The organism is Paenibacillus borealis (assembly GCF_000758665.1).
GTDB classification, from domain to species: Bacteria; Bacillota; Bacilli; order Paenibacillales; family Paenibacillaceae; genus Paenibacillus_AQ; species Paenibacillus_AQ borealis.
In genome coordinates, this window is the sequence record NZ_CP009285.1 from 6,598,257 (window position 1) to 6,611,779 (window position 13,523).

12 protein-coding genes and 1 tRNA gene are annotated in these 13,523 nt (G+C 52.5%); 4 read left to right on the top strand and 9 right to left on the bottom strand.

The features are described from left to right. Positions 1 to 33 precede the first annotated feature (33 nt). From PBOR_RS27900 to PBOR_RS27910, 3 genes are read left to right on the top strand one after another with little or no spacing between them, the layout of a single operon-like run. The gene (locus tag PBOR_RS27900) at positions 34 to 1,242 is read left to right on the top strand and encodes a Ger(x)C family spore germination protein (RefSeq protein ID WP_042217129.1); all 1,209 of its coding nucleotides are present in this window, start codon (positions 34 to 36) and stop codon (positions 1,240 to 1,242) included. After that, positions 1,239 to 1,448, top strand: coding sequence for a hypothetical protein (locus PBOR_RS27905; RefSeq protein ID WP_042217130.1), 210 nt, complete (start codon positions 1,239 to 1,241; stop codon positions 1,446 to 1,448). The genes PBOR_RS27900 and PBOR_RS27905 overlap by 4 nt, the downstream gene beginning before the upstream one ends. Positions 1,449 to 1,480: 32 nt before the next feature. Then, complete coding sequence (locus PBOR_RS27910; RefSeq protein WP_081972215.1) at positions 1,481 to 2,578, top strand: GerAB/ArcD/ProY family transporter; 1,098 nt, start codon at positions 1,481 to 1,483, stop codon at positions 2,576 to 2,578. 145 nt (positions 2,579 to 2,723) lie between these two features. On the opposite strand, the gene ispG is transcribed toward PBOR_RS27910, so the two are convergent. The 5 genes from ispG to PBOR_RS27935 all read right to left on the bottom strand — a co-directional run bounded on the left by ispG (position 2,724) and on the right by PBOR_RS27935 (position 8,524). Then, positions 2,724 to 3,869 carry a flavodoxin-dependent (E)-4-hydroxy-3-methylbut-2-enyl-diphosphate synthase gene (gene ispG, locus PBOR_RS27915; protein ID WP_042220001.1) on the bottom strand — a complete coding sequence of 382 codons (1,146 nt, stop codon included), beginning with the start codon at positions 3,867 to 3,869 and terminating at the stop codon, positions 2,724 to 2,726. A 128-nt stretch (positions 3,870 to 3,997) separates the two neighbouring features. Next, positions 3,998 to 5,254 (bottom strand): ATP-dependent protease ATP-binding subunit ClpX, encoded by a 1,257-nt coding sequence (gene clpX / locus PBOR_RS27920; protein WP_042217131.1) that lies wholly within the window; start codon positions 5,252 to 5,254, stop codon positions 3,998 to 4,000. Positions 5,255 to 5,266: 12 nt separating this feature from the next. Continuing rightward, positions 5,267 to 5,857 (bottom strand): ATP-dependent Clp endopeptidase proteolytic subunit ClpP, encoded by a 591-nt coding sequence (gene clpP, locus PBOR_RS27925; protein WP_036726029.1) that lies wholly within the window; start codon positions 5,855 to 5,857, stop codon positions 5,267 to 5,269. A 291-nt stretch (positions 5,858 to 6,148) separates the two neighbouring features. Then, positions 6,149 to 7,498, bottom strand: coding sequence for a trigger factor (gene tig / locus PBOR_RS27930; protein ID WP_042217132.1), 1,350 nt, complete (start codon positions 7,496 to 7,498; stop codon positions 6,149 to 6,151). 96 nt (positions 7,499 to 7,594) lie between these two features. Then, entirely contained in the window at positions 7,595 to 8,524 is a 930-nt protein-coding gene (locus PBOR_RS27935; RefSeq protein WP_042217133.1) for a hypothetical protein, read from the bottom strand. A 150-nt stretch (positions 8,525 to 8,674) separates the two neighbouring features. Between PBOR_RS27935 and PBOR_RS27940 the strand changes: the two genes are divergently transcribed. Then, positions 8,675 to 8,748, top strand: a tRNA-Arg gene (locus tag PBOR_RS27940). A gap of 395 nt (positions 8,749 to 9,143) precedes the next feature. Here the strand turns inward: PBOR_RS27940 and PBOR_RS27945 are convergent. From PBOR_RS27945 to pstC, 4 genes are all read right to left on the bottom strand, one after another. Then, positions 9,144 to 9,398, bottom strand: a complete 255-nt coding sequence (locus PBOR_RS27945) for a hypothetical protein (RefSeq protein ID WP_157764149.1) — start codon at positions 9,396 to 9,398, stop codon at positions 9,144 to 9,146. Positions 9,399 to 9,582: 184 nt separating this feature from the next. After that, on the bottom strand, positions 9,583 to 11,460 hold the full coding sequence (locus tag PBOR_RS27950) for a FapA family protein (RefSeq protein WP_042217135.1): 1,878 nt from the start codon (positions 11,458 to 11,460) through the stop codon (positions 9,583 to 9,585). 235 nt (positions 11,461 to 11,695) lie between these two features. Then, a complete protein-coding gene (pstA, locus tag PBOR_RS27955; RefSeq protein ID WP_042217136.1) occupies positions 11,696 to 12,577 on the bottom strand; it encodes a phosphate ABC transporter permease PstA in 882 nt (293 codons plus the stop codon). After that, a complete protein-coding gene (pstC, locus tag PBOR_RS27960) occupies positions 12,577 to 13,521 on the bottom strand; it encodes a phosphate ABC transporter permease subunit PstC (protein WP_042217137.1) in 945 nt (314 codons plus the stop codon). Before pstC ends, pstA begins: the two co-directional genes overlap by 1 nt. Positions 13,522 to 13,523 lie beyond the last annotated feature (2 nt).

Below are 13,523 nucleotides of genomic sequence, written 5' to 3' on the forward strand. Positions count from 1 at the left end.
CCTGTGAATCTATAACGAAAGGAACGCTGCCTGATGCGGGGAAGACGCGCCCTTACAATCCTCCTGATTCTAAGTCTCATGTCACTTACCGGATGCTGGAGCCGCAAAGAACTGAATGATCTTGCTCTGGTCATGGCGCTTGGCATTGATCTGGTTCCGGAGGGGTATGCGGTCACCGCCCAGGTTATGAATCCCAGCGAGGCCGGTAACCAGAAGGGAGCCTCCTCCGGAAGCCTGCCTGTCGTAACCTACGAATCCGTAGGCCGTACCGTCCCGGATGCGCTGCAGCGGATGCTGAGCATGACTCCCCGTATGCTGTATCTGGCCCATATCCGTGTGCTTGTGTTCGGGGAAGCGCTGGCCCGGAGCGGGGTCAGTGATGCTCTAGACTACATCTCCCGCGACAATCAGCTTCGTACAGATTTCTTCCTGCTGGTAGCCAAGAATTCGAAAGCTTCGAAGATCCTGGAGATTATCACTCCCTTCGAGCATATCCCGGCGAATTCCCTGTACTCTTCGATTCTAGTCTCCCATAAGAAATGGGCCGCGACCGGGAAAGTAACCCTGCAGCAGTTCATTACCGAGCTGGAGCGCGGCGGCTCTAATCCGATCATGTCGGGGGTACAGTTAAAAGGAGATGTAGAGGACGGGGAGTCCGCCAAGAATGTGCAGAGCATCAGCCCGAAGACCCTGATTCAGCATGCCGGCATCGCCGTGTTCAAAAAAGACAAGCTGGTCGGCTGGCTGGGTGAACCGCTCAGCAAAAGTGTCAATTATACGCTGAATGACGTGGATTCAACGGTTGGAAATGTGCCCAGTCCGGATGGCGGCACCGCAGGCTTCATCGTGACACAGGCAAATACCGCGATGGATATCAAGCTGAATGACCAAGGCAAACCCGAATTCACCGTGAAACTGAATATAGAAGCCAACCTGACGACAGTGGAAGGCACCCTCGATCTGAACAAACCGTCCAGCATCGAGGGCATTGAGAAGAATCTGGAGAAGCGTTTCGACGACAGAATGGCCAGCGATATCCGGGAGGTCCAGCAGAAATATAGTTCCGATATCTTCGGCTTCGGAGAAGCGCTGCACCGGAAGTATCCCCATCTGTGGAAGGATTACCGCAACCATTGGGAGGATAGCTTCAAGACCGTTAAGATCAGTGTTCATTCCAAGGTGGCAATCCGGCGCATCGGCTCGGTCATACAGCCACTCCAAAGGGAGCTCGAGGAGAAATGAACTGGAGTCTGCTGTTACTGTTCTTCCTGCTGTTTATACTCATCCTGAAAACCCCCGGCATTCTCAGGCTCCGGTCCGCCCGGGATACCGCCGCATTCTATGGAATTTGGGCTCTGACTGTCATGGTCACTCTCGCGGATAAGGCAGATCTGTCCCAGCTCAGGCCGCTCGACTGGGTACGCAGCATCATGGAGCTGCTGTCCTGAATACTTTTTGCGATAAAGGATGTGAGATAGAGGTGAAAAGCCGTACCGGTATTGCCGCAAGACAGTTCTACATTATGACATTCGGTTTGACCATCGGCACCTCTATTCTGGTCATCCCAAGCGGACTTGCGCATACTGCCAGAGAAGATGCCTGGATTGCCTCGCTCTGCAGTCTTATGATCAACCTGGTCATGGTGGTGCTCTATCTATTTATTGCACGGCTTCATCCCGGCAGACATCTTTTTGAAATTCACGAAGCTGCCTTCGGTAAATGGATGGGTAAACTAATCTCGCTGCTCTATCTGTTCTATTTCCTCATCCTCACCGGCACTTTGCTGGGTGACCTCGGATTCTTCATGTCGAGTGAGATCATGCCGGAAACGCCGATTGAGGCGATCCAGATTGTGTTCCTGATTGCTGCGGTTATGGGGGCCAGTATGGGGGTTATCGTGCTCGCCAGATTGGGGGAGCTGCTGTTTCCGTGGGTATTGTTTCTGTTCCTGCTCCTTGTTCTCACGCTGATCCCCCAAATCGAATGGAATCATATCAAGCCTGTTCTGGAGGGGGGTGCAGGTCCTGTCTTTCAGGCCGGCTTACAGTCGGCCATGTTTCAGGAGCTCATTGTGATGATGACGTTCCTGCCTCTGGTCCATAAGCGAAAAAGCGGGGAAAAAGCCTTTCTGTGGGGGACTATAACCGGCGGTACCGTGCTGCTCCTGATCGTACTGCTCAGCATCCTTGTACTTGGCATTGAGCAGACGGAGAACAGCACTTTCCCTGCTTATGCACTGGCCAAAACCATCAATATCGGGAACATTCTGCAGCGCGTCGAGGGACTGCTGATCACCATCTGGATATTAACCTTTTTCATCAAAATCTCACTGCTCTACCTTTCCATCCTCAAAGGCATCCAAACGGTCTTCAGCCTCAAAGCTCCTCAGCATCTGATCTACCCGCTGGCTGTACTGTTCCTCATCATCGCCTGGAATACATATATCAACACCGTCTATGTCAATGACATCATCGGAACGGTATGGGGAAAGTTCTCGTTTATTTTTCTCCTGCTGATCCCTATTCTGATCTATGTAATCACACTGCTGAAGAAGGCTCTATTCCGGAAAAGCACGTAAAATAACCCCCAAAACATATAGATTCTTATCTAATGAAAAGCGCCCCACTGCAGATGGTCTGATCGTACCAGACATCTGCAGCGGGGCGCTTCATGTATATAAACATAGAAAAAATCAGGTTAGGATACGATTAGAATCAGTTCAGTTAGTTGCCGCTCTCAGGGTTGCCCGCACCTACTGCAGGAGCAAGTCCCGCATGCTTGCGGCCGGGAATCTCACCGGTCTCTTCGAAATGAGCCACAATGATGTCAATCTCCTTCTTCAGCTCGGAGACCAGCTCCGCCTCAGGAACCTTACGGATCATCTTACCGTAGCGGAACAGCAGGCCTTCTCCGCGTGCTCCGGCAATGCCGATATCGGCTTCCCTTGCTTCACCCGGACCATTCACTGCGCAGCCCAGCACAGATACCTTAATCGGCACCTTCAGCTTGGAAATATACTCTTCCACTTCGTTCGCGATGGAGAAGAGGTCAATGTCCAGGCGTCCGCAGGTCGGACAGGAAATCAGTGTAGGGGCGTTCGAGATCAGACCGAAGGTCTTGAGCAGCTCGCGGGCCACCTTCACCTCTTCCACCGGATCAGCACTCAGCGAGATACGTACCGTGCTGCCGATTCCCATGGAGAGCAGCGCGCCAATCCCGGCCGAGCTCTTGACGGTTCCGGCGAACAACGTGCCGGATTCGGTGATGCCCAGATGCAGCGGATAAGGAATCACTTCCGCCGCCTTGCGGTAAGCTTCGATGGCCATCGGCACATCGGAGGCCTTCAGTGACACGATAATATCGTGGAAGTCCAGCTCTTCCAGAATTCCGATATGGTATAAGGCACTCTCGACCATGGCTTCCGGTGTAGGGTAGCCGTATTTCTCCAGCAGATGACTCTCCAGGGAACCTGCGTTGACCCCGATACGGATTGGAATGCCTTTCTCCTTACAAGCCTTAACGACAGCTTCCACCTTATCGCGGCGTCCAATGTTGCCGGGATTGATGCGTACCTTGTCGATGCCGTTCTCAATCGCCAGCAGGGCCAGCTTATAGTTGAAATGAATATCCGCTACCAGCGGGATATGAATCTGTTTCTTGATTTCCTTAATTGCCGCCGCCGCTTCTTCATTGTTGACCGTTACACGCACGAGCTGGCATCCGGCTTCTTCCAGCCGCAGTATCTCGGCTACGGTCGCTTCGACATCGGCGGTTTTGGTCGTACACATGCTTTGGATAGCAACCTCGTTGTTTCCCCCAATAATTACCCCGCCGACATTGACGGGACGGGTCTGGTGTCTCAAGAACATGGTTTTCTCCCCCATAACGATCAAAGCTCCACCCTCTCCGCTCCCGCAGGTACTGCGGGGTGTGCGGGAGAAAGTGGAGACCCTGAATTGTATTGTTAAGCTGCACTAAGCAGATGATTACTCATTGCTTACGCACTTTCTTCTTTTTTCTTATCCTTCTTGAGACTGAGCTCCGGCAGGGACTTCTCCTGGACAACCTTCTCGGTAATGACACAATCCTTAATGTCATCACGTGAAGGAACCTCATACATCACGTCGAGCATAATGCTCTCGATGATTGCACGCAGTCCGCGGGCACCGGTATTGCGTTTGATCGCTTCCTTGGCAATAGCTTCAAGGGCCAGCGGCTCAAACTTGAGTGCAACGTTATCCATCTCGAGCAGCTTCACATACTGCTTCACCAGCGCGTTCTTAGGCTCGGAGAGGATACGTACCAGTGTGTTCTCATCAAGCGGCTCCAGCGTCGAGATGACCGGCAGACGGCCGACAAACTCAGGAATGAGGCCGAACTTGAGCAGATCCTCAGGCAATACCATGGAGAGGTATTCACCGGCCTTCAGATCCTTCTGACCTTCAACCGCTGCGTTGAAGCCGATAACTTTTTTGCCGATACGGCGTTTGATCATTTGCTCCAGGCCGTCAAAGGCACCGCCTACGATGAACAGAATGTTCGTGGTATCGATCTGGATGAATTCCTGATGAGGATGCTTGCGTCCGCCTTGCGGTGGAACAGAAGCTACAGTACCTTCCAGGATCTTCAGCAGAGCCTGCTGTACACCTTCACCGGAAACGTCGCGGGTAATGGACGGATTCTCGGATTTGCGTGCTACCTTGTCAATTTCGTCTATATAGATAATGCCGCGTTCGGCCTTCTCCACATCGTAATCAGCCGCTTGGATCAGCTTCAGGAGAATGTTCTCAACGTCTTCACCGACATAACCTGCTTCCGTAAGGGAAGTGGCATCTGCAATGGCAAAAGGAACGTTGATGATCTTCGCCATCGTCTGCGCCAGCAGGGTCTTACCGGAACCGGTAGGTCCGAGCAGCAGGATGTTACTCTTCGTCAGCTCCACATCTTCAATCTTGCTCTGGCTGTTCACACGCTTGTAGTGATTGTATACGGCAACGGAGAGCGATTTCTTCGCCTGCTCCTGGCCGATTACGTATTGATCCAGAATATCGCGGATTTCCTTCGGTTTCGGAATATCCTTCATATCCAGTTCTTCTTCGTGACCGAGCTCCTCTTCCACAATCTCCGTGCACAGCTCGATGCATTCGTCACATATATAAACGCCAGGTCCGGCTACAAGCTTACGAACCTGCTCTTGTGATTTGCCGCAAAAGGAACATTTCAATTGCCCTTTTTCATCATTAAATTTAAACATCTTACCACCCCTTTAAGATATGATCGGTGAAGAGAGTACCTGGTCAATGAGCCCGTATTCCTTCGCTTCTTCCGCGCTCATGAAGTTATCGCGGTCCGTATCCCGTTCGATTTTGTCAAGGGGCTGACCTGTGCGCTCTACATAAATCTGATTCAGCTTCGCCTTGGTCTTCAGAATCCAGTCGGTATGGATCCAGATATCGGATGCCTGCCCCTGAACGCCGCCAAGCGGTTGATGAATCATAACCTCGCTGTTGGTCAGCGCATATCTCTTGCCAGGCGCTCCAGCTGTAAGGAGCAATGATCCCATACTGGCAGCCATACCCACACAAATCGTTGAAACATCCGGTTTGATATATTGCATCGTATCATATATACCCATGCCGGCTGTGACAGAACCACCGGGCGAGTTGAGGTACAAGTGAATGTCTTTTTCGGGGTCATCTGCTGCCAGGAATAACAACTGGGCAATTACCAGATTGGCGACATCATCGTCAATCGCACTGCTTAGGAAGATGATGCGATCCTTGAGCAATCTGGAATAGATATCGTATGAGCGTTCTCCCCGACTTGTCGTTTCCACAACCATTGGTACCAGACTCATGCCACCAACCTCTTTTCTCTATACAGATTAGTCTTTCCGTTTCAGAAATATTTTAACACGTTCAAAGCGGGATGTCATTTATTCACTGCTGCTCTTTAACCGCACTGCTCATGTGCATGCCATTATATCGCAATTCCGCGGGCAATGCCAATTCTTGATCCGTGGTATGTACTAACAAACGTCTGCCCCGATAAAAATAAGGCACGTAACAAAAACTTACGTGCCTTATCTGATCTTTATGGAGGCCCTTGGAGATGGCCGTGCTAGGTAAATTATAGCTCTGAAGAAAAATTACTCAGCGCTTGCTTCTTCTGCAGCCGCTTCTTCAACAGGTGCTTCTACAGCTGGAGCTTCTACTTCTACGCTATTGCTAACGAGGAAGTCGATGGTCTTGCGCAGCGAAATTTCGTCATTCAGGCTGCTCAGGGAACCATTGGCAGACAGAATGCTGCGGATTTCTTCAGGAGTACGTTTGTAAGCTTCTGCCATAGTAGCCAGCTCTTGCGTAACTTCTTCTTCAGAAACTTCGATCTTCTCTTCTTTAGCGATGACTTCCAGAACAAGGTTGTTGCGAACGCGCTTCTCAGCATCGCCCTTCATTTGTTCCTGCAGGTCTTCACGTGTCTGGCCGGAGAAGCTGAGGAACATATCCATGTTCATGCCCTGCTGGCGAAGACGGGTGTCGAAATCGCGAACCATGTTCTCTACTTCACTGGCGATCATAGCCGCAGGAATTTCAACTTCAGCATTAGCAGCAGCTGCATCAACTACTGCAGTTTCGCGAACGCCTTTGAGTTCTTCCTGTTTGCGGGATTCCAGCTGTGCCTTCAGGTCTGCCTTGTATTCTTCCAGAGTGTCGAATTCACTTACATCCTTAGCGAATTCATCATCCAGTGCAGGAAGCTGTTTGCGTTTGATTTCGTGCAGCTTCACTTTGAATACAGCTACTTTTCCGGCAAGCTCAGCAGCATGGTAAGCCTCAGGGAAAGTAACTTCAACATCTTTGAAGTCTCCAGTGGACATGCCAACTACCTGCTCTTCAAAGCCAGGGATGAAGGAGTTGCTTCCCAGTTCAAGGGAATGACGCTCAGCCTGTCCGCCTTCGAATGGAACGCCGTCTACGGAACCGTCGAAATCGATCACAGTGATGTCGCCGTTAACTGCTGCATCATCTTCAACAACAACAAGCTCAGCATGACGCTCCTGCAGACGTTTCAGTTCAGCGTCCAGCTCTTCGTCAGTTACTTCAGCCTTCTGTACAGGAACTTCCAGGCCTTTGTACTGGCCCAGTTTCACTTCAGGCTTAACAGTGATCTTCGCTTTGAAGATGAACGGCTGGCCTTTGGCGAATTGCTCGATGTCTACTTCAGGACGGTCTACAGGGAAGATGTCAGTTTGTTCAACCGCTTCGCCGTAAGCTTCAGGAAGAAGAATGTCGATGGCATCCTGGTACAGGCTTTCTACGCCAAAACGGGATTCAAAAATCGGCCGCGGCACTTTACCTTTACGGAATCCAGGTACGTTTGCTTTCTTAACCACTTTATTAAAAGCTTTGTCGAGTGCTGCAGCTACGCGGTCTGCGTCTACTTCGACTTCAAGAACTCCAAGGTTCTTCTCTATTTTTTCCCAGGTTGCTTTCATAATATACTTTTCCCTCCAAAATTGGTTACATGTTTACTTAAAAAAAGTCATACAATTCACGCACAGAATAACCATTATATTATATACAACATTACTTTATTTATCAAGTAGAGAAGTCTTTACAAATCCTTTGAGCGAACGGTAAGCACCTTCAAATTGAAAGCGCATGCTGTCTGTGATCCCGTACATACTCCGTGTTTCCTCTTCTTTGCGGTTTCCGTTCAGACTCTCCGACACCATCTGGTGCAGGGCTCCCGCCCAAATATCCAGCAGCGAATACTCTCCGTCCAGCAGCTTGCGGTATTCCTTCGTTCCATAAATGGACATGATGAACTGCCCCCAGAGCTCCTGGGCAAAATAGTACAGCGTCGGCTCATGCACCTCCGCCTGCTCAGCTACCCGCTCCAGCACCTGGCTTACCTGCGCCGGGAACTCGTCGTTCTGCAGCGGCACAGCCTCGATCTCCACCTCAGCAGCTTCGTGGCCGCGGCTCAGTCTGACCGCTCCCTGTGCCCCGCGGCGGCGGAGCGTCTGCAGCGTGCGGAACTGCAGCAGCGGATGTACCTCAGCCTGCTGCAGCCAGCCGGTCAGCGCTTCATCTACGTGGCTCCCCTCGAGGTAGGAGAGCTGCTCCAGCGCCAGCACGGTCGCCTCGGACAGCGGTTCATTCATGACCCGCTTCAGCAGCTTATCGGGATAATCCGCATCCTCCTCCAGCTTGGACTTGGCCAGAATCCGGGCCATATCCTCTTCCTTCAGATCCTGCTCTTCTGCAGAGGGGGCACCATCTGCATCACTACCCTGCGCGGCATAGGGGAACGCCGCCTCCAGCCAATCCAGCAGCGACTGCCACTCCTCGTAGTGCCGCTCTTCCTGTCCTTGGCACTGCAGCAGAAAACGCAGCAGTTCCATCGCCTCCCCGTAACGTTCACTTTCCAGCATTACCGTAAGCTGGATCTGATAATAATCCAGCGTTTTCGGGAACAGCACGATATTCTCTTTGGCAGGGGAATTGAATTGATTCATGAGGGCACCTCCTTTTCTCCGTTCCTATTCATCCGAACCCTAATCAATTGTAGATTATAGCATATCCCCGTACGGTTTCAAAAAAACAAGTTGAAAAAATTATCTATGTATGATAACATAATTTTTGCTTGCTTTTCAGTCAGGCGCCATGTCCCGGTAGCTCAGTTGGATAGAGCATGCGCCTTCTAAGCGCACGGTCGGGGGTTCGAATCCCTTCCGGGACGTCATAGAACAGCCTCCCTTCGGGGAGGCTGTTTGTGCGTCCGGGGGATGAGAACCCTGGGCGCCAGCCGGGGACGCCCAAGCATACGCTTCGTTAGCACCCGCTTCGCAATCAGCCCGAAGGGGCTGAATCCCTTCCGGGACGTCATAGAACAGCCTCCCTTCGGGGAGGCTGTTTGTGCGTCCGGGGGATGAGAACCCTGGACGCCAGCCGGGGACGCCCAAGCATACGCTTCGTTAGCACCTGCTTCGCAATCAGCCCGAATGGGCTGTATCCCTTCCGGGACGTCACATGCATGCAGCAGCATCCTTGCGGACTGCAGGGCCTTTATTTGGGCGGATCATGCCATTCCGCAGGCCAAGCGGACTCAGATTCCGTTAAGTAACCCGTTTCACCTCATTTTGAGCTCCAAACAACAATATAAGAGCCCCTGAGTCCGCAACGGGCAAAAAAGCAGTCTTTTTCGCCAAATAACGTCATCTGAGTCCGCATAGGTCTGCCGAACCTTCTATTTCCCCCCATACTGGCCACAGAGCACACCTCATTGCATTCAGTCCATTCCTCTCTCCTCTCTCCTCTCTCCCCACTCCTCTCTCCCCACTCCTCTCTCCTCACTGCCTCCACCTTCCCCCTCATTGCTTCTTCTATCATGCCTGTTACTCCCCATACTGCATCATCCCGCCGCTTGCCCTCACTTACCTTCAACCCTGCCACCCGCACCTTCGTACCCCGCACTCAGACGCTCCCCTTCACGGTGGCACCTACCTACGTACACTGCAACCGAAAAAAGAGCGCCCAAGCAGCCACGAGGCTTGCAGGACGCTCCTATTTCACTCTACCCTCTCCCGGACTCCCCTGACAGCTTCATCTTCTGCAGGCTCTCGGCGTCGAAGACAAGGTTCTCGACCGGCTCGGTAATGTCTGCGGTATAGCGGTCGATGGTGACCTTGCCCAGGTACATTTTGCGGACGGAGATACTTTGTTTGGCCTTAAGGTAGGATTGTGCACCGCTCTCCCCGCCGACATAGAAGGCAGAGATGCTGCCCCCCGCCTCCAGCTTGGAGCCGCGGCAGACGGAGAACGTTTTGAGAAACGTGATATTGCCCGAAGAGAACAGCTCACTCTGCACGATCCCGTCCCTGTGGATGATGATGTCACCGTTGGATTTCAGCGTGCTGTTCTGGCATTTGCCGATGTTAACCTCCACCTTGGTCTCCTGCATCCGGGCCACTCCCATATGCAGCTCTTCCAGCATACTGATTACTCCACTGAGCGATGCTTCGCTCATAAAATCCACCAGCTGCGCCGGCTTCAGGAACAAGTTCAGGAAATGCAGCGTCTGCTCCAGATCCTGATGGTAAGAGGCCTGTACCGTTGCCAGCACCGAGAGCAGCTCCTTGATCAGCTGCGGGATCTTCTGGAACTTGCTCTCCAGCAGCAGCAGCACAGCCTGTCCGTACTTCACGCTCTGCTTCCGGCTATGGACGGCCTGGACCAGCATCCGGACCGCTTTCTGGAGGATCCTGGTCTCTTCAATCAGCAGCTTGGAGCAGTTGTAGATCCGGTTGTACATCACGCCGAAATATCCGGAGTACAGCTTGCTGTTCACCACATTGCCCTTAACGAGAATACTGCCGGTGGCTGTGATGGTGGAGTTATAAATACTGCCGGCAACATAGACATTACCCAGTGATTCAATGATCATATTGTCCTCGACATCGCCGCGGATAATAACATCGCCGGAGAACACAATATTGCCTGACTTAATGTTCACATTGCCGGGTACGATGTAGGACGTGCAAATGTCGAAGTATTTGATCCGGTCACCCGTCACCCGGGGCCGCCCTTCACGGAGAGCGCGGATTTCGTTGCCGATCAGCAGCACCGTATTATTTTTGGCGAGAATCGAAATGTCTGCAGGCGGCGGAGGATACAGAATCTCTCCATAGACATCATAGCCGGGGATTCCCTCGATAACCGGAACCTTGCGCGCCAGCACTTCGCCACGGATGGCCGAAGGAATACGCAGATGACTGCGGTAATCGACCTGGCCTTCAATTTCACTGAATTCATTCTCTATTGTCTCGGAAAAGAACAAGTCCAGATGCGCATTCTCTCCCGGCACAGCCGCTCTGCCTTGGGCAGCGGTAATCGGCTGGTAGGTCGGATTCTGCAGTTCACTATGGATGCCGGAGATATTCAGATTCTGAATCATTCCCCGGCGCTCGAAGTCGGTAATAATCTGGTTCAGGCCCAGAATTCCGACAACATTCTCCGTATTCATCACGGCATCTACTTCTACCATTCCGGCAGAGAAATGATCATTCAGCTTCCAGGAGAATTTCTTGGTGGAATGGAGAGTGAAAAAAGCCAGCAGGCGATCCTCCGACACGGTAACAGAATACAGCGGCGGTTCCGAGATCTCCCACTCTACAGTATCCTCTGTAGTAACCTCGGCCGGGCCGGAAATCAGCTCCCCGTTGACATATAGATTAACCGGCAGGACTCCCATAATCACTGCGGGCGATCCGCCGGGCAGCGGGTCCTGTACGAAGATTTTGTCAGCCCGGACCAGCACACGTCCTCCCTGGTCATTATCCGGATCATCGGATACCATAAATGAAACATCAAACTCTATATCACTGTTACCTTGCGACAGCTCCAGCATATTAATCAGCTTATTCAATTCCTGCTCGGACATACGGTCAGGCATTCGGCATACCTCCTATTCCTTATAACCGCTTTCATTCTAGCATTATTATAATTTTAAGCATTGTAAATAGATAGGCTCCCCTGTGAAAAAAGCATACCGGCGGCTGCCCGATCCTCCCGGCTTCCCTTATCACATCAAACAGGCTGCCCCGCCGTGGATCATCCACAGCAGAGCAGCCTGTTATTTCGCATAAACAGCTTCAGCTTCAGCTTCAGCTTCAGCTTCAGCTTAAGTCTCAGCGCCCCCGGCGGCGGTTGCCCAGCCACAGCGGAAAGCGGAATATAAAGTTGATCAGCAGGACTACGAATACCAGCACCGCGGCAGATTTATCCGCGATCTGCTGCGCATCCTCGACAATAGCCTCGGACTGCACGTACCACAGATGCACCGCCAGGGTCTCACCCGGCGAGAACAGATTGAAATCCCACATCTCGCCGGAGGTGCTGAGTCCGGCGGTCAGGATAATGACCGCCGATTCCCCGAAGGCGCGTCCGGCCACAAGGCAGACACCAGTAACGATTGCCGGAAGGGCTACCGGCATCACGACCTTGCGGATGACGTGGAATTTGGTCATGCCGAGGGCATAGCCGGCTTCACGGATCTCGCCGGGCACGGCACGGATGGACTCTTCGGTGACGCGGGCCAGTGTCGGCAGATTCAGCAGCGCCAGGCTGACGCCTCCGCCGAGAATCGTCAGGCCGACCCCGAAGTACTCGGCGAAGATCGCCAGGCCCAGGAGGCCGAACACGATCGACGGAACCGAGGCCAGGGATTCCACGCAGATGCGCAAAGCGCCAGTGAAGGCATTATCCGGCGCATACTCCGCCATATAGATGCCTGCTCCGATCCCGATCGGAACCGAGATCAGCAGCGAGATAATCAGAATGTAGAAGGAGTTAAAGAGGACGGGACCGATTCCTCCGCCGGCATCCATCTCTTCCGGCTGTTTAATCAGGAATTCAGGCCTAAGTGCGGGCAGACCCTTGCCAAGGATAGTGAACAGCAGCCAGAAGATCAGCAGCATCACCAGAACTCCCAGGGTGTAGAAGCCGATAGTCGCAATCTTGTTGTTGCGTTGCGATCTTGCAGTATGGCGGGTACGGGTAAATCCGTTCATCAGGCATCCCTCCGTTTGCGGCCCAGCACGCGGATAATTAGAATCAGCACAAACGAAATGAGCAGCAGCAGGAAAGCCATCATGTGCAGGGAATAGTTCCAGGTGGATTCGAACTCGACGTTAGAGATCTGCATTACGATGTTGCTGGTCAGTACGGAGGTTGGCGTGAACAGGGTCTTCGCCAGCTGCGGCGTATTGCCGATAACCATAACCACCGCCATGGTCTCACCGATCGCGCGGGTCATGCCGAGAATAACGGCCGAGATAATCCCCCGGCTTGCTGCCGGCAGCACAACGCGCATAATGACCTGAAGACGGGTTGAGCCCAGCGCATACGCGGCGTCACGGTATTTGCGCGGAACGGATACAATGGCGTCATCGCTGATCCGGCAAATGGTCGGCAGCACCATCAGCGCCAGCACGAGGGCTGCGGCGAGCAGTCCGTCCCCCAGACCTTCTCCGCTCACTCTCCGCAGGAAGGGAAGCAATACGGTCAAGCCCAGATAACCGTATACAATAGAAGGAATACCGACCAGCAGATCCAGCACCGGACGGATGAAGCTTGTCAGCCATTTGGGCGCGATTTCCGCACAGAGCACGGCCATCCCTACGGAGATAGGTACGGCAATGACCAGAGTCAATGCGGTAAGCGATAATGTATTAACAATGAAGGCAGCGGCGCCGAAGGCATCCTCTTCCGGTGTCCAGTTGAATGAGAAGAAGAAGTCCTGCGGTGAGATGCTCCCGAACAGCAGCAGCGCCGTTTTGCCGATGAATACAATAACTAGTCCAAGCACCAGACAAAGTGCCAGGATACTGAATAAGAAATAATAACGGGATATTGTGTTGCCAAGCAGATGTCTCTTATGTCTTCTGGTATCTACCTTAACTTCCTCAAGGCTCTTCTGTGTCTGTGCTGTCAGGCTATGAACCGGTGCCCCCATAC